This is a genomic window from Vibrio sp. AND4 (genome assembly GCF_000171815.1).
Taxonomy (GTDB): domain Bacteria; phylum Pseudomonadota; class Gammaproteobacteria; order Enterobacterales; family Vibrionaceae; genus Vibrio.
This window is the reverse complement of record NZ_ABGR01000007.1, coordinates 85,714-105,510: the sequence shown is the minus strand read 5'-3', so window position 1 is coordinate 105,510 and position 19,797 is coordinate 85,714. Positions and strand designations below refer to the sequence as shown.

18 protein-coding genes are annotated in these 19,797 nt (G+C 44.9%); 3 read left to right on the top strand and 15 right to left on the bottom strand.

The features are described 5' to 3' along the window. Positions 1 to 18 precede the first annotated feature (18 nt). From hemN to AND4_RS10220, 5 genes are all read right to left on the bottom strand, one after another. On the bottom strand, positions 19 to 1,410 hold the full coding sequence (gene hemN, locus AND4_RS10240) for an oxygen-independent coproporphyrinogen III oxidase (protein ID WP_009842892.1): 1,392 nt from the start codon (positions 1,408 to 1,410) through the stop codon (positions 19 to 21). Between the two features lie 182 nt (positions 1,411 to 1,592). Further along, on the bottom strand, positions 1,593 to 2,081 hold the full coding sequence (locus AND4_RS10235) for a DUF2489 domain-containing protein (RefSeq protein ID WP_009842891.1): 489 nt from the start codon (positions 2,079 to 2,081) through the stop codon (positions 1,593 to 1,595). A gap of 7 nt (positions 2,082 to 2,088) precedes the next feature. After that, entirely contained in the window at positions 2,089 to 2,631 is a 543-nt protein-coding gene (yihI, locus tag AND4_RS10230) for a Der GTPase-activating protein YihI (protein WP_009842890.1), read from the bottom strand. Beyond that, entirely contained in the window at positions 2,631 to 3,269 is a 639-nt protein-coding gene (locus AND4_RS10225) for a class I SAM-dependent methyltransferase (protein ID WP_009842889.1), read from the bottom strand. The genes yihI and AND4_RS10225 overlap by 1 nt, the downstream gene beginning before the upstream one ends. Before the next feature lie 774 nt (positions 3,270 to 4,043). Beyond that, positions 4,044 to 4,661 carry a c-type cytochrome gene (locus tag AND4_RS10220; protein ID WP_009842887.1) on the bottom strand — a complete coding sequence of 206 codons (618 nt, stop codon included), beginning with the start codon at positions 4,659 to 4,661 and terminating at the stop codon, positions 4,044 to 4,046. Positions 4,662 to 4,820: 159 nt separating this feature from the next. Here AND4_RS10220 and yihA point away from each other — a divergent pair, with 159 nt between their 5' ends. Continuing rightward, positions 4,821 to 5,480, top strand: a complete 660-nt coding sequence (gene yihA / locus AND4_RS10215) for a ribosome biogenesis GTP-binding protein YihA/YsxC (protein WP_043991604.1) — start codon at positions 4,821 to 4,823, stop codon at positions 5,478 to 5,480. 746 nt (positions 5,481 to 6,226) lie between these two features. On the opposite strand, the gene polA is transcribed toward yihA, so the two are convergent. From polA to hemB, 3 genes are all read right to left on the bottom strand, one after another. Further along, positions 6,227 to 9,019: a DNA polymerase I gene (polA, locus tag AND4_RS10210; RefSeq protein ID WP_009842884.1), complete on the bottom strand. Its 2,793-nt coding sequence runs from the start codon at positions 9,017 to 9,019 to the stop codon at positions 6,227 to 6,229. Positions 9,020 to 9,637: 618 nt separating this feature from the next. After that, entirely contained in the window at positions 9,638 to 10,072 is a 435-nt protein-coding gene (locus AND4_RS10205) for a GNAT family N-acetyltransferase (protein ID WP_009842883.1), read from the bottom strand. A 124-nt stretch (positions 10,073 to 10,196) separates the two neighbouring features. After that, entirely contained in the window at positions 10,197 to 11,258 is a 1,062-nt protein-coding gene (hemB, locus tag AND4_RS10200) for a porphobilinogen synthase (protein WP_009842882.1), read from the bottom strand. A gap of 186 nt (positions 11,259 to 11,444) precedes the next feature. Here hemB and AND4_RS10195 point away from each other — a divergent pair, with 186 nt between their 5' ends. Continuing rightward, positions 11,445 to 12,209, top strand: coding sequence for a TatD family hydrolase (locus AND4_RS10195; RefSeq protein WP_009842880.1), 765 nt, complete (start codon positions 11,445 to 11,447; stop codon positions 12,207 to 12,209). Positions 12,210 to 12,526: 317 nt separating this feature from the next. Here the strand turns inward: AND4_RS10195 and tatC are convergent, their stop codons facing one another. From tatC to rmuC, 7 genes are all read right to left on the bottom strand, one after another. After that, entirely contained in the window at positions 12,527 to 13,273 is a 747-nt protein-coding gene (gene tatC, locus AND4_RS10190; RefSeq protein ID WP_009842879.1) for a twin-arginine translocase subunit TatC, read from the bottom strand. A gap of 68 nt (positions 13,274 to 13,341) precedes the next feature. Continuing rightward, positions 13,342 to 13,740 (bottom strand): Sec-independent protein translocase protein TatB, encoded by a 399-nt coding sequence (gene tatB / locus AND4_RS10185; protein WP_009842878.1) that lies wholly within the window; start codon positions 13,738 to 13,740, stop codon positions 13,342 to 13,344. Between the two features lie 3 nt (positions 13,741 to 13,743). Further along, a complete protein-coding gene (tatA, locus tag AND4_RS10180; protein ID WP_009842877.1) occupies positions 13,744 to 13,992 on the bottom strand; it encodes a Sec-independent protein translocase subunit TatA in 249 nt (82 codons plus the stop codon). 47 nt (positions 13,993 to 14,039) lie between these two features. Further along, positions 14,040 to 15,674: a ubiquinone biosynthesis regulatory protein kinase UbiB gene (gene ubiB, locus AND4_RS10175; RefSeq protein ID WP_009842876.1), complete on the bottom strand. Its 1,635-nt coding sequence runs from the start codon at positions 15,672 to 15,674 to the stop codon at positions 14,040 to 14,042. Further along, positions 15,671 to 16,306 carry an SCP2 domain-containing protein gene (locus tag AND4_RS10170; protein ID WP_009842875.1) on the bottom strand — a complete coding sequence of 212 codons (636 nt, stop codon included), beginning with the start codon at positions 16,304 to 16,306 and terminating at the stop codon, positions 15,671 to 15,673. The genes ubiB and AND4_RS10170 overlap by 4 nt, the downstream gene beginning before the upstream one ends. Before the next feature lie 11 nt (positions 16,307 to 16,317). Then, complete coding sequence (gene ubiE / locus AND4_RS10165; RefSeq protein ID WP_009842874.1) at positions 16,318 to 17,097, bottom strand: bifunctional demethylmenaquinone methyltransferase/2-methoxy-6-polyprenyl-1,4-benzoquinol methylase UbiE; 780 nt, start codon at positions 17,095 to 17,097, stop codon at positions 16,318 to 16,320. Between the two features lie 78 nt (positions 17,098 to 17,175). Further along, complete coding sequence (gene rmuC, locus AND4_RS10160; RefSeq protein ID WP_009842873.1) at positions 17,176 to 18,708, bottom strand: DNA recombination protein RmuC; 1,533 nt, start codon at positions 18,706 to 18,708, stop codon at positions 17,176 to 17,178. A gap of 168 nt (positions 18,709 to 18,876) precedes the next feature. On the opposite strand from rmuC, the gene AND4_RS10155 reads away from it, so the two are divergent. Continuing rightward, on the top strand, positions 18,877 to 19,785 hold the full coding sequence (locus tag AND4_RS10155; RefSeq protein WP_043991603.1) for a DMT family transporter: 909 nt from the start codon (positions 18,877 to 18,879) through the stop codon (positions 19,783 to 19,785). The last annotated feature ends 12 nt before the right edge of the window (positions 19,786 to 19,797 follow it).

The window sequence follows — 19,797 nt, the reverse complement described above, 5'->3', positions numbered from 1 at the left end:
TCGAATTCTGCTTAGAGATTAGATAACACGAGAGAATTGCTGCTGACGCGCTTTCGCTCTTAAGTACTTATCAAAACACATACAGATGTTACGAATGAGCAGACGACCACGCAATGTCACACGAATTTCGTTGTCATCCATCTCCACCAACTCATCATCGATGAAAGTTTGTAGCAGCTCTAAATCTTCTTTGAAGTACTGTTCAAACTCAACGCTAAAGCCCGACTCAATGGCTTTCTTATCCAGTTTGAAGTTACAAATCAGTTGTTTGATCACTTCACGACGCAGCAAATCATCTGCGTCCAGTGATACGCCTTTCCACAATGCATGGCGAGATTCATTCACTTGTGCATAGTACTTCTTCAGCTCTTTTTGGTTTTGCGCATAAGCGTCACCAATCATTGAAATCGCAGAAACACCAAAACCTACTAGGTCACATTCACCTTGTGTGGTGTAGCCTTGGAAGTTACGGTGCAAAATACCTTCGCGCTGAGCCACAGCAAGCTCATCATCTGGCATAGCAAAGTGGTCCATACCGATAAATTGATAGCCGGAGCCCGTTAACGTTGCAATCGTGTCTTGCAAAATCGCCATCTTCTCTTCCGCTTTTGGCAAATCTTCGTCTTTAATCTTGCGTTGAGCTGCGAATAGCTGTGGCATGTGGGCGTAGTTAAACACAGACAAACGACCCGGCTGCATTTCTAACACTTGCTCAAGTGTTTTGGCAAACGATCCCTTGGTTTGTTTCGGCAAGCCGTAAATTAAATCAAGGTTAGTAGAACGGAAGCCAAGCTCTTTGGCACGAGCAACCATAGCAAAAATGAACGCTTCGTCTTGCTCACGGTTCACTAGTTGCTGAACTTCTTTATTGAAATCCTGCACACCAATACTTAGGCGATTGAAACCTTCCCCGCGCAGGTGATCCAGCACAGTGAGTTCAATTTCGCGTGGGTCAACTTCAATACTGATTTCCGCATCTGAGCTAAAAGTAAACTCTTGGCGCAACAAATCCATCACACGGGTAATTTGCTTCTCTGATAGAAAGGTTGGCGTACCACCACCAAAGTGCAGTTGAGTTACAGTACGCTTACCCAACAACGATGCACGTTGACGGATTTCATGTTCAAGTACATCTAGGTATTCATCTGCCTTGTGCGCATGGCGAGTAATCACTTTATTACAGCCACAGTAGTAGCAAAGCTTGTGGCAGAACGGAATATGAACGTACAGAGAGAGCGGACGATCTGGGTAATGAGAACATGCCATATCGTAGTCTGCGATGGTAAACGCTTCATGAAACTCCAGTGCTGTCGGGTACGACGTGTAGCGCGGGCCGGAGTAGTTGTACTTATCCAATACCGCTTGATCCCAGACAATTTGCTGTTTCGATTCTGTATGTTGATTCGACATGGTGGTACTTTCCGTAGATGCGAGGGAGACGAAAACTGTCCCCCAATATTCAGAGGCACTATTGTGCCATACGACAATGGCGACAACAGAAGCCACTCGTGACCTATTAATTATAAGACTAACGAAGTGCTAGTGTGTTCACGATACCCCAAGGTTTATAAGTAAACCAATAGGAGCGCCAATTAAATCATCTGAATATTAATTTGGTTATTGAGTGGCTGAACGTTTTTTTGCAACACTTTAAGCTCTTCAACAATCGCGTCCGTTAAGCGCTGCTCTGCTTTATGACGTGTCAGGTTCTGCTGCATACGTTCTTTCTTTGCAAGTTTCTGACGATCTTCACCGCGCGCCATATCTTTCACAATATGGTGGAGCTCAGAAATCGCAGGGTACGTGGTGTCGAAATCAATACGGGCTTCACCTTGAACGTAGTCCATGATGTTGTAAACACGGATACTGATTTCCGATAAATCACACTGACCTTGGATACCCGCCTGACACAAGGTATGCACGCTCTCAAAAATGTTGGCGTTGCGCTTATCGATCGCCATTTTTTTATGCTTCAGTTGCAATTCCTTTTGCTTTTTTAATTGAAGCAGAAGGTAACCTGCATAAGAAGCCAGCGCGATAATGATCACTGCACCCGCAATCGCTAATAAGGTTACGTTCATGGATTGCCTATCCTTTATAATCGTCGAGGTTGATATCGTCGAAGTCTGCAAGCAGATCGTCATCGTCACGAGCACCTTTGGAAGTTGGCGCAGTAAAGTCTTCGTCTTCTTCCGGTTCTAATAAACCTAGCTGGTCCATCAGTTTCTCAATACGATCGAGTTTCTCATCCACGAACTTTTGCAAGCCAGTGCCGAGATTCTCACCCGCTTCGATACGATCGAGCAACACGTTCAGTTGTGCATCATTTTCAAGCATCTCCAGCTCTTGCTCTGCTGATAGACGACGCTCTTGCTTAGTTTGCTTCTTCGCCGGTTCAACAATTAGAGGAATTTTCTTCTTGCTGCCTAAGCGAGGATCACGTTTCTGCGCTGCTGCTTGCTTCTTCTGTTCTTCAACATCAGAGTTACGGCTACCCGTCTTCAGGCCCTTGCGCTTTTTCACCCGCTTACGTAGGCGACCTTCGATATCTGACTCTGTACGGTTACGAGTTACAACCACTTCCGGTGCACCAGAGGCACCAGGCTTTCTTGATTTTTTATTACGGCTCATTACTGGGTCTTCCTCAGTAAAATTACATCATTACCAATAAATTCGAGTTCGAGCTTATCCCGCTCTGCTAGGAACTGGAACGTGTCACGGCTAAAGAACACCACATGGGTAGGATCGTTCTTATAATGCCATGTCCGAAAGGCTTCCACGTCGATGACCATTTTCGTCATCAGGCCTATCCAGCCACCTGGCTTAACTAAATTCAACCATTGCTTCCACACCATATCAGGGTGGTAGAGGTGTTCTATCACCTCTGTTGCTGTCATGAAGTCGTACTGTTTTTCCAACACCTTTGTATCTGGGTGGTAGTATAGATCGTACAACGCCATGTTGTGCCCCACTTCCTCCAACATCAAGGAAAGCGTAGGGCCCGGACCACAACCAAAGTCGATTCCGTTCGATTGTGGTGAAATTCGCTCTGCGATTGGATCAGCAATTCGCGACAAAAAGCGGCGATACCCCATATCTTCAGCATTGTTCTCATGCAGATCATAGTGCGCTTTTTCAGTTTCAGCATCCAAGCGCTGGTCTGGATTTACGAACACTAAACGGCACTGGACACACTGAAGATACTCACGTTGCTTATCTTCAAAAAAGTGGTGAGTACACTGATTTTGGCATAACGGACAGGTATGCATGCTGACTTCCTCATACAGGGATGCGAAACATACCAGAAAGTGGGCTCAGATTGGAGTGCTATTGGGTAATTTTTCAGCAGTTCTTATTAAAAAAATTTGATTAGAGAAAATAGATATAAAAAAAGCGACAGTAAGACTGTCGCTTTCTAAATGCCACGATGAGTGACGAAACTGTGTTGCACTCATTTGGTGCATCAACTATCCTTTTGTTTTTCGAGCTTTCCATGCCACAAATGTTGTTCTTCATCTTCCTGATGAGTTTTGACTGTCCTTTGACTTCCTGTCAGCTGAGCTACTTCCTGAGCTTGGTCCATTTCACTGTCTTAACCGTTAGATGAGAAAACCATCCATATTTAACAGGCTTCATGCCTATTGAGTCCCTTTACGGCTATCAAATGTCCTTTATTCGCGTCCTTGGATACCTGATATCCATGGTTCAAATCCTGCTTACTCACTCCCTGTGAACAGCATCTACTTTACGGATTGAATTGAGACCAACAAGCCGTTGAAAGTGATTATTGATAAAAATTTTACACCTAAAACAAATGACCAATTATATCAATAACTTGAAAAGACTAGAGCACCATCGTATTAATCAAGCATGGCAAATATCTCACAAAGCCCGAAGCCAACTATCTCATCCTGCCAAGCGACCATGTGTGACTGGGATCACTAACACCAGACGACTCGCCAGCGAATACATTCTATAAACAAAAATGCCCCAGCGAGGGCGCTAGGGCATTTTTGTGTAAAAGTGCTCGTGCTTTGTCGGGGCTAGTGCAGGCCGCCAACGTACTTAGACAGAACTTCGATATCTTCATCTGTCATTTTCTTCGCGATGTCACGCATCATAGCATTCATGTCATTGCCACGGTTACCATCACGGAACTTCTCTAGCTGCGATTTAATGTAGTCTGAGTGTTGGCCAGAGATTTTAGGGAAGCCGGAAAGCTCAGTACCATTACCGCGAGGGCCGTGACAAGCAATACAAGCAGTAAGACCGCGCTCGGCATTACCAGCGGTATAAAGGACTTTACCTTTATTGACAACATCTTCCGGTGTTGAACTCTCTGAAATTGGTAAAGAGGCATAATAAGCAGATAGATCAGCAATATCTTCATCACTCAATGGCATTGCCATACCACTCATCACAGGGTCATAACGACCTTGCTTACCACCACTAGTCATCCCTAGTTTTAGCTCTTTTAACTGCTTCTCAAGGTACTTAGCGTGTTGGCCTGCAAGTTTCGGGTACATTGCGATGGCACTGTTACCGTCTGCTCCGTGACAGGCGACACAAGTTTGTGATTTTGCTTTACCAGCTTCAATATTACCTTGGGCCCATACTGAGCAGCTGGCTAAAAGACTCAAAATTAGCGCTAATTTCTTCATGACATTCCATTATAATTATCAAGCTTCCCGTACCACGGAATGTGAACACACCGCGTACACTCATGGTACAATAGGCGACCATATGCCGAGCACGGTTATTTTACACAATTTCACAAAAAAGTAATCAATCGACTACACAAAGTCGAGATGGAGTTAACAGTGAGCGTAAAAATTCATTACCAAAACACGCATTTCATCACCAGCGCACCCGATATTCGTCACTTACCTGAGGACGAAGGTGTCGAGATTGCGTTTGCAGGACGCTCAAACGCTGGTAAATCGAGTGCACTTAACCGTCTTACTAATCAAAAAAGCTTAGCAAAGACATCAAAAACCCCTGGTCGTACTCAGTTGATCAACCTTTTCAAAGTACAAGAAGGTTGTCACATTGTCGATTTGCCAGGATATGGCTTCGCACAAGTACCGATTGAGATGAAAAACAAATGGCAAAAATCATTGGGTGAATACCTACAGAAACGCGAGTGCCTAAAAGGCTTGGTGGTTCTAATGGATATCCGTCACCCAATGAAGGACCTCGATCAGCAAATGATTTTTTGGGCAATCGACAGCCGCATCCCTGTCCAAGTTCTTCTGACGAAAGCAGACAAGCTTAAAAGCGGCGCTCGTAAACAAACGCTATTGAAAGTCCGCAAGCAAGCAGAAACATTTGGTGGCGACGTATCAGTTGACGTGTTCTCCTCGCTGAAAGGCCTCGGTGTCGATCAGTTACGCGCAAAACTGGATATCTGGTTTGCGCCAGCATTAGCACACTTGATTGAAGCAAGCGAACAAGAAACTCAACAGAGCGGCGATGAATAATTAACAAAACTTGTTAACACTTTGCAACTTAGCCCTGCCTTTCGGTGGGGCTTTTGTTTATCTACTGCCTAAAAACATAAATTTTAGGCGATAAAAATCCCCACCTTACTGGCAGGGATAACGAGTGAGAAAGATCGGTCATTATTCTTGTGTGGCGAAGCATTACGAAACAGAGATTCAATTTTTGAAAGCCGTTTTATTACTCTTCGACCGCCTAACACTCCAAATCAAAATATAAAATAGCCCAATATTCATAAGGTTATTTTATATAAAACATCAAAGGTGCATCACTTAGTTTCCCGCAAGAAAAAACAATAGTATGACTGGTGAAAATTTACAGTATGGATGATGCAATCAATTTTTAAAGAAATATCTAGGATTTACAGTAAAGGAGAGAAGCCAAAAGGGAAGATTTGGAAGATGATACTTAAATTACTGATAAAAATTGGATTTTCTTTCGTCCAATAAAAAACGCCCCAGTCAAAAACTGACTGGGGCGGCTGAATCAGCCTAATCCAATAACGTGAAACAAAAGGTCTGAAAGATAGAACATCTTACCTCTGTACCCTACGAGAAATAATGTACAACAATTGGTCAGATTTTCAAAGAACTTTTGTAGTTTTTTTTCATGTAAATTTTATTAAACAACATTAAACCTTAGTTCTAATTTACTTTTTTTATAGTAAAAAAAAGCCAGCATTTGTGCGCTGGCTCATAACAAACAGGAAAAATTGACGTAAAAATTACTAGTGAGCTTGATCCCAGTTATCACCGTGACCCGCATCTGCCACTAAAGGCACTTTCAGCTCAGCTGCAGATTCCATCAATTTTTGTACTTTACTTTCAATTTCGGATAAAGACGACTCTTCAACTTCAAATACCAGTTCATCGTGCACTTGCATCAGCAGCTTCACTCGACCATCACCATGTTCTTCAATCCATCGACCAACCAGTAACATTGCTTTTTTGATGATGTCAGCAGCAGTACCTTGCATCGGTGCGTTGATCGCAGCGCGCTCTGCCGCTTTACGGCGCATACCGTTACGAGATTGAATTTCAGGAAGATGCAGACGACGACCAAAGATAGTCTCGACATAACCTTGCTCTGCGGCGGCACTGCGCGTGTCTTCCATGTACTGCATTACACCTGGATAGCGTTCAAAATACTTGTCCATGTAAGCTTGGGCTTCACCGCGAGGAATACCAAGTTGTTTCGCCAGACCAAAAGCACTCATGCCGTAAATAAGCCCGAAGTTAACCGCTTTTGCACGGCGGCGTTGTTCGCTTGAAACATCCTCAATCGAAACGCCCATGATTTCTGCTGCGGTGGCAGTATGGATATCTTTGCCATCTCGGAACGCGTCTAGCAGCGCTTGGTCACCTGATAGGTGCGCCATAATGCGCAATTCAATCTGAGAGTAATCGACAGCCAGTATCTTGTAACCCGTCGGTGCAACAAATGCCTGGCGAATACGACGACCTTCTTCATTCCGAATTGGAATGTTCTGCAAATTAGGATCGGTGGATGAGAGACGACCCGTTGCCGTCACCGCTTGGTGGTAAGAAGTGTGCACACGACCTGTTGATGGATTGATCATCTTCGGCAATTTGTCAGTGTAAGTTGATTTTAGCTTCGCCAGACCGCGGTATTCCAAAATCAACTTTGGTAGTGGGTAATCAAGAGCGAGCTCTTGCAGCACTTCTTCATTAGTAGAAGGGGTACCTGACGGCGTCTTCTTGATGACTGGCAGACCCATTTTCTCAAACAAAAGCGCTTGCAACTGCTTCGGTGAGTTCATATTGAACTCTTGTTCTGCAATCTCATAAGCTTTCTGCTCAAGCTCTTCCAAACGTGCTGCAATTTCCACCGACTGCGCACTTAGCTTCATGTCATCAATCAGTACACCGGTGCGCTCAATTCGAGACAGAACTGGTACCAATGGCATTTCAATTTCTTCGTAGACCGCTTTTAGCTTTTTATCTTGTTCGATGTTGGCAGCCAAACGGTTATGCAAGCGAAGTGTTACGTCGGCATCTTCCGCGGCATATGGGGCAGCCTCATTCAGATCAATTTGGTTAAAGGTCAGTTGGTTCTTACCCTTACCTGCGATTTGCTCGAACGAAATACAACTATGTTGTAGGAAACGCAGTGCCAAGCTGTCCATATCGTGTTTGCCGCCTACGCTGTTGTAAACGTAAGATGCCAACATGGTGTCGTGCTTGATGCCTTTCATCTCGATACCGTAGCGAGCCAGCACAGATGCATCGTATTTTAGATTCTGACCGACTTTCGCTTGAGCGTCGTCTTCAAGAATCGGCTTCAACTGTTCTAGTACCCAATCACGATCCAGTTGCTGGGGCGCATCTAGATAATCGTGAGCAAGCGGGACATAAGCAGCAACACCCTCATCGGTTGCAAATGACACACCAACTAGGTTCGTCACCATGTAATCTAGGCTGTCAGTTTCAGTATCAAACGCAAATAAATCAGAGGCTTTAAGTTTATCTAACCAAGTATAAAATGAAGCTTCATCTAGAATGGTTTGGTATTGGCTACGATCAATCTTCACCGCAGAGGTGTCCATATCCAATTCAGATGAAGCAGAACCACCACGGACTACGCCTGTCGATTCATCGGCTTCAACCACACCTGTGCCGCCTTCCAATAATTCGTTCAACCAAGACTTGAAGGTCAACTGACCGTAAAGTTTGATCAGCTCATCGATGCTTGGTTCTGTTTTTAGCAAGGATTCTGGTGTCTCTTTCAGTTCAACATCCAACTTGATGGTCGCAAGCTCGTAAGAGAGTACAGCATTGTCTTTGTTGTCAGCTAGCTTCTTCGCCATGGTTTTCGAACCGCGGAATCCAAGCGCTGCAATATCGTCGAGGTTTTCATACAGCTTAGTCAGACCACCAATACCTTGTAGCAATGCGGTGGCTGTTTTGTCACCCACACCAGGAACGCCGGGAATGTTATCGACTTTATCACCCATCAGCGCTAGGTAGTCGATGATCAATTCTGGTGGAATACCAAACTTCTCAATCACGCCTTCACGATCCATAACGACGTTTGTCATGGTATTGATCAAGGTAACATTGTCATCCACCAACTGTGCCATATCTTTATCGCCAGTACTGATCAAAACAGGCATACCTTGCTGCGAAGCTTGATAAGCCAAAGTACCGATAACGTCATCGGCTTCTACGCCTGGAATGCAGATCAATGGCAACCCCATCGCACGAATGACGTTGTGCAGTGGTTCAATCTGGCAACGAAGATCGTCTGGCATTGGTGGTCGGTTCGCTTTGTATTCCGGGTACATATCGTCACGGAAGGTTTTACCCTTAGCATCGAAAACCACAGCAATTCGATCAGAAGCGAACTGACGCATCATGCTTCGCAACATGTTCACCACACCGTAAACAGCGTTAGTTGGAATTTCACCGTTACTCATCGTGCCTGGGTAAGCGTGAAAAGCGCGATATAGGTAAGAAGAGCCGTCGATTAGAATCAGCGGATTTTCAGGAATACTTGCCATAATTGTCTGCATCCAAGTCAGTACTTAATAGATCTGCTTAGCATGCCATGACTGCTGATCCGAATCTATCTTGTTCGCTCGATCGAGGTCGGGTAATTTTTCCGATATTATTCATCACATTTTCAATTACTTGTGGATAACTCTGTTTATAGAAATTACCCACGGGTTATCCAAGGGAAATAAAAATAGCCGCAAAACATCATAAGTGATTGTTTTTAAATAAAATAAACATAACAACACAAAAAGATCAACGATCCTGAAATGATCACCCTCTGTGGAAAAGTTATCAATGGGGGCGTCAATTAGAAATTTCAGAAAAGAAAAAAGCGACCCAATTGGGTCGCCTAGCAGAAGTGGTTAAGCTATTTCCATTTGTATGGCAGCTTAACCAAGAAGCTATAAATTACACTGGAAGCAATGTGAGCAATGTCGTGTCAAAAAGAATTCGTGCAAGTTCAGGGAAAATGTTTCATCACCTTGTCAAATCTCAGTTAATCAACTGCGGTCGATAAGTAACTCCACGTCTTTGTGAACTTCCCTCATTCCCTAAGACAGGGTTAATAATAATGATTATCATTTAACAGTCAACAACTAAATGAGAAAAAATCTCATTTATTTTTATAACGCTTTGATAAAGTGCACTCGAGAATCTCGCAAGTTTTGTTTTTCTTCTAATTTTTCAATGATATATTCATTTCTCAACAGTAGACGAAGCATGGCAGAAAATTGATTGCGTGATTTCACTTTTAAGGTTTTGTAACCTTGTTCAGCCACCCAACCTTCTTGTGCTTCTAACAACATCTGCGCGACACCTTCGTTACGAGCTTCTGGAGCCACACCACCGAACCAACTGTAGAAAGTATGATCATCGAGTTCGTAACCGATTTTAAAGCCAAGGATCGCTCCCGTTTTCTCGGCCACTAAAATGAGACTTTTTCTCCCTCTTAGGCGCTGCGCCATAGATTCAACCGTCTCACCACGAGCAAACTCGGTAACACGAACCGCCACCTGGATCGCTTCTTCCAGCGTTCCCTCACGAATCAGCATTGTCATTGTCCTACTCTCCAGAAACAAATATACCCAAGTTACTTCAAGCCGTTTATCTTCCATCTTGAGGGTACTTGGGTATATTCAGACCAACAACCATTGTCGACCTGGCTTTTTCATTAAGCGATAATTATTCGTCTGTCGCTTGCTGCGCTTTCAATAAGTGCTCTGCAGTTTGTGCGTTTTCTTCTGCTAACCATTCCGCCACATCTTTCGCAAAGTAAGTCAGAACGCCATCGGCCCCTGCGCGTTTGAAGCAAAGCAGAGATTCCATCACAGTCTCACGCTCCTTCAGCCAACCATTCATGATGGCAGCCTTGTGCATCGCGTACTCACCAGACACTTGATAAGCAAACGTTGGAACTTGAAGCTCAGTCTTCACACGGCGAACGACATCAAGGTAAGGCATACCGGGCTTAACCATTACCATATCCGCACCTTCATTGATGTCTAGTGCCACTTCATGCAGGGCTTCATCGCTATTCGCAGGATCCATTTGGTAGTTTTTCTTGTTGCCACCTTTTAGGTTCGACGATGAACCAACCGCATCACGGAATGGACCGTAGTAGTTTGATGCGTATTTCGCAGAATATGCCATGATTTGAGTATGGATGTGACCCGCTTGTTCTAAAGCTTCACGGATTTCACCAATACGACCATCCATCATATCTGATGGAGCAACCACATCTGCCCCCGCTTCAGCATGAGACAGCGCTTGTTTTACAAGTACTTCAATGGTTTCATCATTCATCACATAGCCGTCTTCATCAATGATGCCGTCTTGACCGTGAGTGGTGAATGGGTCAAGTGCTACGTCTGTGATAACACCGATTTGAGGCACATGCTCTTTCAATTCACGTACTGCGCGCTGAACCAAACCTTCAGGATTGTAAGCTTCAGCAGCACATAAACTTTTGGCATCTTGGTTTACAACAGGGAAAAGCGCGATTGCTGGAACACCCAGGTTTGCTAGGTATTGGGCTTCTTCTAGCATTAAATCAATCGACAAACGCTCTACACCTGGCATCGATTCAACACTTTCGCGACGATCTTTGCCCATCAAAATGAACATTGGATAAATCAGATCGTTGACTGATACTTGATTTTCAGCCATCAGACGACGACTAAAATCGTGCTTACGCATACGACGCATACGGCGTGCTGGGAATGGACCTTGAATGGATACAGACACCACTTTCTCCTTGTCTGGAAGGTTAGGATGATCAAATCATCTGATGGCAAAATCATATCACTCTTGATGGACCTTGCGGGCAGCAATATGGAAAAACGGCATGAAAAAAACCGAAAATGACCCCGCACTCACACTCGAGTATACTTCCTACTAATGACGTACACCGATAAACCATAGAGACCAATCATGATCGATACTCACGCTCATATTTACGCTAGCGAATTTGATGAAGACCGCGACCAAGTAGTGAAGCGCGCCCGAGAACAAGGCATAGATCGAATTCTGCTACCAAACATCGATCTTGATTCTATTGAACCTATGTTAAAAACCGAAGCCGCTTACCCTGAAATTTGCCGTTCAATGATGGGCCTGCACCCTTGTTATGTCGACGGCAATGTCGAACAAACACTGGCCATCATTCGTGGTTGGTTTGATAAGCATAACTTCATTGCAGTGGGTGAAATCGGTATCGACCTGTATTGGGATAAAACTTTCCGAGCAGAACAAGAAATGGCATTTGTGACTCAGTTAAACTGGGCAAAAGAGATGGATTTACCTGTCGTCATCCACACACGTGATTCGATAGACGAAACACTCACTTTACTTCGCCAAGAACAAGACGGTCGCTTACGCGGTGTATTCCACTGCTTTGGCGGCTGTCTAGAAGAAGCGCGAGCGATCAACGAATTAGGATTTCATTTAGGCTTGGGTGGCGTTTCTACATTTAAAAATGGCGGTATGGATAAAGTTATCCCTCATCTGGACATGAATTGGGTCATTCTAGAGACTGACTGTCCTTACCTTGCGCCTGTGCCGCATCGTGGCAAACGTAACGAGCCTGCTTACACATCTTTAGTGGCCGCGCGTGTCGCAGAACTACGTGGAGAAAACATTGGTACGATTGATACCTTGACAACTAACAATGCAGAGCACTTATTCGATTTGAAATAGTACCGAAACACTCCCCTACCTCTAACTGGAACCAAGCCCATATTTAACAGAGAAACTATATCGCCTAACTATTGATATAGATGCATATTATCACATAGAATGTGCACTGGCTGATAAAACAATAAAGAATGGGCTTACAATGTGTAAACATGGTATTTATTTACAGCGTCAACACCGTCGTTGGTTTCAGAGATTGATCGGAATTAAAGAGGTATACATCTGCTCTAAATGCGGCCACCGAATTAAACTTCGATAGACGACAAAAACAAAAAAGCGGCTCCATGAGCCACTTTTTTATGCTGAGTTATGGCGTCGTTTTACTCTTCCGCCTGCTCTTCTTCATCTCTACTGGTATAGAAACGCGCAAAGAACAAACCAACCTCAAACAGCAAACACATAGGGATGGCAAGTAAGGTTTGCGAGATCATATCCGGTGGCGTCAAAAGCATGCCGAAGATAAACGCACACACAACGATATATGGACGCTTCTCTTTTAAGTCTTGTGTCGTAGTGGCCCCAGTCCAACAGAGTAAGATAATCGCAACAGGCACCTCAAACGCGATACCAAACGCCATAAACAGCGCCATGACAAAGTCGAGGTAACTCGAAATGTCAGTTGCGAACTCAACCCCACCAAGAGAGATAGCGGTAAAGAAGCCAAACACCAACGGAAATACGACAAAATAGGCAAACGCCACACCGCAGTAGAACAAGAGTGAGCTTGAAAATAGCAATGGCATGACCAATCGACGTTCATGCTTGTACAAACCCGGAGCAATAAAAGCCCATACTTGATACAAGATAAACGGCACCGCAACAAACACCGAAGCAATTAAGGTTAATTTCAAAGGCGTGAAAAACGGTGATGCCACATCCGTTGCAATCATAGTCGCACCTTCTGGCAGACGTTCTACCAAAGGCGCTGAGACAAACTCGTAGATGTGGTTAGAGAAGTAAATTAGTCCAACAAACACGACCAATATCGCAGCAATGGCTTTGAGTAATCGGTTGCGAAGTTCTAATAAATGACTAATTAAAGGTTGTGTCTGCTCGACGGTAGACATGGCAAACCTCTTTTTTGAAAACGGATCAAAAAGGAGCAACTAATCACTCATCGCTCCTCCAAATGAGACTATTCGGCTTTCTTATCTGTCACTGTAACCTTAATCTCTTCCGCTTTCTCAACGCTTTCAGTTGCATGAACCTCTTGTTTAGGCTCTGCTTCTGAATTGCTTGGTTCCGCGTAAGGGCGGTTTACAGATTGCGCCGCTTTCTTCAGTTCATCCACTGAAGACTTTAGCTCAGGAGACAACTCATCCATCCCCATTTGCTCAGCTTTGCGTAAGTTTTCTTGCAGTTCTTGAACTTTCAGCTCGTGTGACAACTCGTCTTTGACGCTGTTCGCCATACTTTTCGCCGCTCCAATAAAACGAGAGACACTACGGATAGCGTGCGGCAAACGCTCTGGGCCAAGAACAACCAGACCAACAACAGATATTAATACCAGTTCCCAAAAACCGATATCAAACACGTTTTACGCCTGCTCTTTGTCTTTTTTGGATTCGGAAGCCGCTTCTTTCTTTTGCTGCTCTTCTAAACTTTTTGGTTCGAAGTCTGCGTCTTTGTCTTCTTTTTTTGCTGGCTCATCTTCGCTCATTGCTTTTTTGAACCCTTTTACAGCACCACCCAAGTCACCACCAATACCGCGTAATTTCTTAGTGCCGAACAACAATACAACAATAACGGCAACAATTAGAAGCTGCCAAACACTGATACCACCCATTTCTTTACCTCAAGTCTTTAAATAGAATAACTTCAAGAGTTTAATGCCTATTGACGATAAGCCCGCCAACTAAGCACCCAAAATGTGAACCCCATCATACCGCTGGCAATTGATAACTGTTCATATGTGTTATCCACTAGTATTGCCGAGCATACGACTAACGTAGCACCCACACCAAACAAAAACTTTCCTGTCGCCTGCTGGCGCTTACTGTGACGGTAACCTTGATAAAGCTGATCCATGCGTTGGTTCATGGCTTTGCCTTGTCTCAGGCTATCGTAAAGCAGCTCCGGCAGTTCCGGTAACTTCTCTGCCCAAAACGGTGCGCGGTCTTTGATCGCATTGACCAAAGCTTGCGGGCCGACTTGATTCATCATCCACTCTTCAAGAAACGGCTTCGCGGTCTCCCACAAATCAAGTTGCGGGTACAACTGGCGACCAAGCCCCTCAACGTACAACAGCGTTTTTTGCAGTAATACAAGCTGCGGTTGTACCTCCATGTTAAATCGACGTGCGGTATTGAACAGGTTTAACAATACGTGACCGAAAGAGATTTCACAAAGTGGTTTAGCAAAGATTGGCTCACACACAATGCGAATCGCAAATTCAAATTCATCGACATTGGTATCGGCAGGCACCCACCCTGAGTCAACATGCAATTCCGCTACGCGGCGGTAATCACGATTGAAGAAAGCAAGGAAGTTTTCCGCCAAATAACGTTTGTCTTCACTATTTAGCGTACCAACAATCCCGCAATCCAACCCAATCCACATTGGATTCTCTGGGTGCTCCGGTTTGACAAACACGTTACCCGGATGCATGTCGGCATGAAAAAAGCTATCTCGGAACACCTGGGTGAAGAATACACTCACGCCGCGTTCCGCGAGCAATTTCATGTTGGTACCGTTCGCTTCCAAGCCTTCAATATCAGAGACTTGGATGCCATATATTCGCTCAGAAACCATGACAGTTTCATTGCTAAAATCGGGAAAAACTTCTGGTACGTAAAGCTCTTCACTGCCTTCAAAGTTGCGACGCAGCTGAATGGCATTCGCAGCCTCGCGTCGCAAATCGAGTTCATCAAGTAAGGTTTTCTCGTACTCACGAACCACTTCTACGGGTTTTAGACGACGAGCTTCAGCCATCGAACTAGCGACTATACGCGCCAATCGATGCATCAGTTTTAGATCTGAGTCAATAACTGGGCGAATATCTGGTCTGATAACCTTGAGAACCACCTCTTGACCAGTGTCTTTTAGACGCGCCGTATGCACTTGAGCAATCGACGCAGACGCTAACGGTTTGATATCAAAGTCAGTAAACCAGTTTTCTAACGGTCCGCCCAGAGCGAGTTCCATTTGCTCCTTCGCTAACTGACCATCAAATGGTGCAACTTGGTCTTGTAAAAGCGCAAGAGGATCAGCGATATGCGGAGGGAAAAGATCACGGCGAGTCGACATCATCTGACCAAACTTAATCCAAACTGGCCCCAGCTCTTGTAGAGCCAGACGCAAACGCTCACCCAGCGGTTTCTCTGGGTGCTTGTTCTTAATCCAAATTAGGCTTTTGCGCATTAAAAGTGGTGCTTTGGTCAGTTGATGATCGGGCAACAACTCATCCAAACCGTATTCAAGCTGAACTTTAATGATGTGGTATAAGCGTTTTATTTCTGCTGGTGTCATGAGTTCTCCAGCGTAGGCTTATCCGAATTGAATTTGTTGAATAATGCGTTTAAGCGCGCTTCAACACGTGAAGCTTGACTGCGAACGTCATCCACTTGGTCACAAAAATGAGTGATTTCCAACGGTGCTGGCGCCAATTTCCATTCTTCTGTGACCACTTGAGCAAGATGGCGTTGGTGTTTTTCGGCTTGAGAAACGAAGAAGCCACCGACATTTTTGCTGCCTTGCACAACAGTATGTGCTACGACATCGCCCGTCACACGAGACAACCACTCTTCGACATCTGGTTTACAATCCACCATCAATTGAGAGAATTTCTGTGCTAATTGGATATCACCTTCAAGCTCAAGCTTACCTTGCTTAATAAGGCGAGTGATGTTGGCTTGATCACGCAGCTCAGGCAACACGCTCAGATTCAATGATAAATAACAATCTGGCTGACCTTCGTAGTTACCTAAAACATCAATTTGCTGGCTGAAGATAAATGTCAGTGTCTTATTGATTTCTTTCAGATGAATTTGAATCACCTGACCTTTAAGACGCGACAAACGACGAACCAATTCAGGCTCGTCTTTTACTAGCGTATTTAGCGTCGTTTCTATAACGGCAGTGATAAGTGGTTCAAATGGCATGCCGCTTATCCTTAGAATTTGTAGCCGCGGTGCAGCGCTACAATGCCACCCGTTAGATTAAAGTATTTGGTGTTTTCAAACCCCGCATCTTGCATCATACCTTCCAGTGTTTTCTGGTCTGGGTGCATACGGATAGATTCTGCTAGGTAACGATAGCTGTCTGCGTCGTTTGCCACTAGCTCCCCCATTTTTGGTAATAGGTGGAACGAATACGCATCGTACACTTTAGATAGTGGCTCAAGAACTGGTTTTGAGAACTCAAGCACCAACAGACGACCACCAGGCTTCAATACACGGAACATAGAACGCAATGCTTTGTCTTTATCGGTGACATTACGCAAACAGAAGCTGATGGTAATGATATCAAAGTAATTATCAGGAAATGGCAGCTCTTCTGCATTCGCTTGAACGTAATGCACGTTACCGACAATACCGTTGTCACGCAGCTTATCACGACCGACATTCAGCATTGAATTGTTGATATCCGCTAGGATCACATGACCCTGTTCACCCACAATGCGTGAGAATTTTGCTGTCAGGTCGCCAGTACCACCACCTAGGTCAAGAACTCGTTGACCTGGACGAGCGCCACTGCAATCAATAGTGAATCGCTTCCAAAGACGGTGAACACCGCCTGACATCAAGTCATTCATGATGTCGTATTTCGCTGCCACTGAGTGAAAAACTTCGGCAACCTTGGTCACTTTTTCATCTTTTGCCACTGTGGTAAAGCCAAAGTGGGTAGTGTCGTTATCTAACGCTGTATTTGATTGCACACTTGTGTCCGTCATTCTGATTCCTCTTGGGCAGCACTTTCTCGCTACGGGGCAGTTGCTGAAAAATAGGTGAGCCCACTGTACTGCTGGGGATTAGTTTACTTTATCCTCAGCCGGATGTCTTTCTACTAAAGATGCATTTTCCGAAAATGACTCCGTCTGTGCCAACTGAGCAAGATCAGGAGAAATCGGCCGTTTTACCTCAACCCCAAGTTGCCTGAAGCTTTCTGCTTGGCGGATAACATTACCACGCCCTGTTGCCAGTTTATTCATCGCGCCTTGGTACGTTTGATTGGCTTTGTCCAATGCGCCGCCAAGCCCTTCCATGTCATCAACAAATAAGCGCAGTTTGTCGTACAACTTAGCCGCGCGTTCAGCAATTAATTGGGCGTTTTCATTTTGACGTTCGTTACGCCACAAGTTGTCAATCGTACGAAGTGCCACCAGCAAAGTAGTCGGACTGACTAAAATGATATTTTGCTCCATCGCATCTTTAACCAAGCTCGGATCTGCCTGGATCGCAACTTGAAATGCAGGTTCAACCGGGATAAACATCAGTACGTAGTCTAAGCTCTGAATGCCTTTTAACTGATGGTAATCCTTGAGACTCAACCCTTTGATATGTGCACGCAGCGCAGCAAGATGATCGCTCAGCGCCTGCTCACGCTGAATGTCGTTCTCTGCATTGAAGTAACGCTCATAAGCCACCAACGCCATTTTCGAATCGACCACCACTTGCTTGTTTTGCGGTAAGTAAACAATCACATCCGGTTGGTAGCGTTTTCCCGCCTCATTTTGCAGGCTCACCTGGGTTTGGTATTCGTGCCCTTCACGCAAGCCAGATTCCGCCAGTACACGAGCCAGAACCACTTCCCCCCAATTACCTTGTTGTTTGTTGTCGCCTTTCAGGGCTTGGGTCAAGTTGACCGCTTCTCGGGTCATGTGTTCATTCAAGCGTTGCAGGCTTTTCAACTCATGTACAAGGGTATGCCGCTCTTTTGCTTCTTGACTAAAACTGTCGTTAACTTGTTTTTTGAACCCTTCCAACTGCTCTTTCAGCGGAGAAAGCAAGCCTTCTAAGCTCTGACGGTTTTGCACGTCAACTTTGGCCGTTTTCTCTTCGAATAATTGATTCGCTAAATGCTCGAATTGCTGCTTTAAACGCGTTTCAGCTTGCTCAAGGATTTGCAGTTTATCCGCATTGGCTTGATTGATTTGCTCATGACGCGCCTGCTGCTCACCAAGCTGAGTTTCAAGACGCGATTTGTGTTCACGCATTTTTCCCAGCTCATCAAAATACTGCTGGCGCTCTTGCTTCACGGCTTCGAAGTAACGCAGTTTTTCCATCGCGGCCATTAATTTACCGTGGGTTTGGCGCACCTCAAATGCCGCTTTGTCGCGCTCGTCATCGAGTTCATCTAATTCTTGCTGCGCTTCGGCGAGATTTTGCTTCACTTGTTCAAGTTGTTGTTGATAAAGCTGTTTTTCAGAGTAACGCTGTTGTTCGAGCAACTGAATCTGTGTGGCAAAGCGTTGTTTGACCCACCAACCCACTGCAACACCGCTGACGGTCGCAGTCAAAACAGAAGACAAAATAAGAGATTGATGCTCAAGAATCCATTGCATAATAGCGTGTTAGCCTATGTTTTTTATCTCTAATAATGGTATTTACATACTGGATAGATGTCCAGTTTGTTGGGTAAAAAATCCTCGCATACACTAGGCGATACTTGCAACATTCTCACACCAGCTCTAACCAATACCATGAGCGGTGTATCATCACACAGAGGCATCATGAACGAGCGTCGCGCCCTAGGGTTTGGGCTATCAGCGGTATTACTTTGGTCAACAGTCGCAACTGCATTTAAATTGACCTTGGCGGAATTCACCCCCATCCAGATGCTGACTGTTGCGAGTGTAGTCTCAGCCATCGCACTTATCACTGTGTGTGGCGTGCAAGAGAAACTCAATCAGATCAGCTCGACTTTTTTCTCCAACCCTTGGTACTACTTACTGCTTGGATTCATTAATCCATTGGCCTACTACCTTATCTTATTTAAAGCTTATGATTTATTACCCGCTTCCCAAGCGCAGGCAATCAACTACAGCTGGGCGATCACACTCACCATGATGGCGGCGGTTTTCTTGGGTCAGAGCATTCGTCGTAAAGATTGGATTGCAGGTAGCTTCAGTTACCTTGGCGTCATCGTGATTGCGACCAAAGGCGACGTGTTAGGAATGGAATTCGAAAGTCCGCTTGGTGTGGCGTTAGCACTGCTATCGACTTTGCTTTGGGCAAGTTACTGGATTTTGAATACCAAACACCAAGCCGACCCAGTCATAGGCGTACTACTGGGCTTTCTGGTCGCAATTCCCTTTGCGATTGGCTTAAGCATTTATGAAGGTGCAAGCTGGTCGAAAATCACAGCGAAAGGTTGGGCTGCCGTGACGTATGTCGGTCTATTTGAGATGGGGATAACCTTTGTATTGTGGCTCACAGCACTCAAACTCACAGAGAACACAGCACGAATCAGCAATCTGATTTTCGCCTCACCATTCATCTCGCTGATACTTCTTGCCACTATTATTGACGAAGACATTCACCCATCCACATTGATTGGTTTAGTTCTAATCATCAGCGGCTTAGTCATTCAGCAAGTGACGTTTAACAAGAAACAAAAACCAGCAAAAAACACTCAGTGACGACACCCAAAT

What these genes read in the sequence shown, in the direction of transcription:
- AND4_RS10205 (WP_009842883.1), bottom strand. Translation starts at nt 10,072, where the DNA reads ATGACAATGCTGATTCGTGAGGGAACGCTGGAAGAAGCGATCCAGGTG.
- AND4_RS10155 (WP_043991603.1), top strand. Translation starts at nt 18,877, where the DNA reads ATGAACGAGCGTCGCGCCCTAGGGTTTGGGCTATCAGCGGTATTACTT.
- AND4_RS10235 (WP_009842891.1), bottom strand. Translation starts at nt 2,081, where the DNA reads ATGAACGTAACCTTATTAGCGATTGCGGGTGCAGTGATCATTATCGCG.
- AND4_RS10195 (WP_009842880.1), top strand. Translation starts at nt 11,445, where the DNA reads ATGATCGATACTCACGCTCATATTTACGCTAGCGAATTTGATGAAGAC.
- tatC (WP_009842879.1), bottom strand. Translation starts at nt 13,273, where the DNA reads ATGTCTACCGTCGAGCAGACACAACCTTTAATTAGTCATTTATTAGAA.
- tatA (WP_009842877.1), bottom strand. Translation starts at nt 13,992, where the DNA reads ATGGGTGGTATCAGTGTTTGGCAGCTTCTAATTGTTGCCGTTATTGTT.
- ubiB (WP_009842876.1), bottom strand. Translation starts at nt 15,674, where the DNA reads ATGACACCAGCAGAAATAAAACGCTTATACCACATCATTAAAGTTCAG.
- ubiE (WP_009842874.1), bottom strand. Translation starts at nt 17,097, where the DNA reads ATGACGGACACAAGTGTGCAATCAAATACAGCGTTAGATAACGACACT.
- polA (WP_009842884.1), bottom strand. Translation starts at nt 9,019, where the DNA reads ATGGCAAGTATTCCTGAAAATCCGCTGATTCTAATCGACGGCTCTTCT.
- rmuC (WP_009842873.1), bottom strand. Translation starts at nt 18,708, where the DNA reads ATGCAATGGATTCTTGAGCATCAATCTCTTATTTTGTCTTCTGTTTTG.
- hemN (WP_009842892.1), bottom strand. Translation starts at nt 1,410, where the DNA reads ATGTCGAATCAACATACAGAATCGAAACAGCAAATTGTCTGGGATCAA.
- yihI (WP_009842890.1), bottom strand. Translation starts at nt 2,631, where the DNA reads ATGAGCCGTAATAAAAAATCAAGAAAGCCTGGTGCCTCTGGTGCACCG.
- AND4_RS10170 (WP_009842875.1), bottom strand. Translation starts at nt 16,306, where the DNA reads ATGCCATTTGAACCACTTATCACTGCCGTTATAGAAACGACGCTAAAT.
- AND4_RS10225 (WP_009842889.1), bottom strand. Translation starts at nt 3,269, where the DNA reads ATGCATACCTGTCCGTTATGCCAAAATCAGTGTACTCACCACTTTTTT.
- AND4_RS10220 (WP_009842887.1), bottom strand. Translation starts at nt 4,661, where the DNA reads ATGAAGAAATTAGCGCTAATTTTGAGTCTTTTAGCCAGCTGCTCAGTA.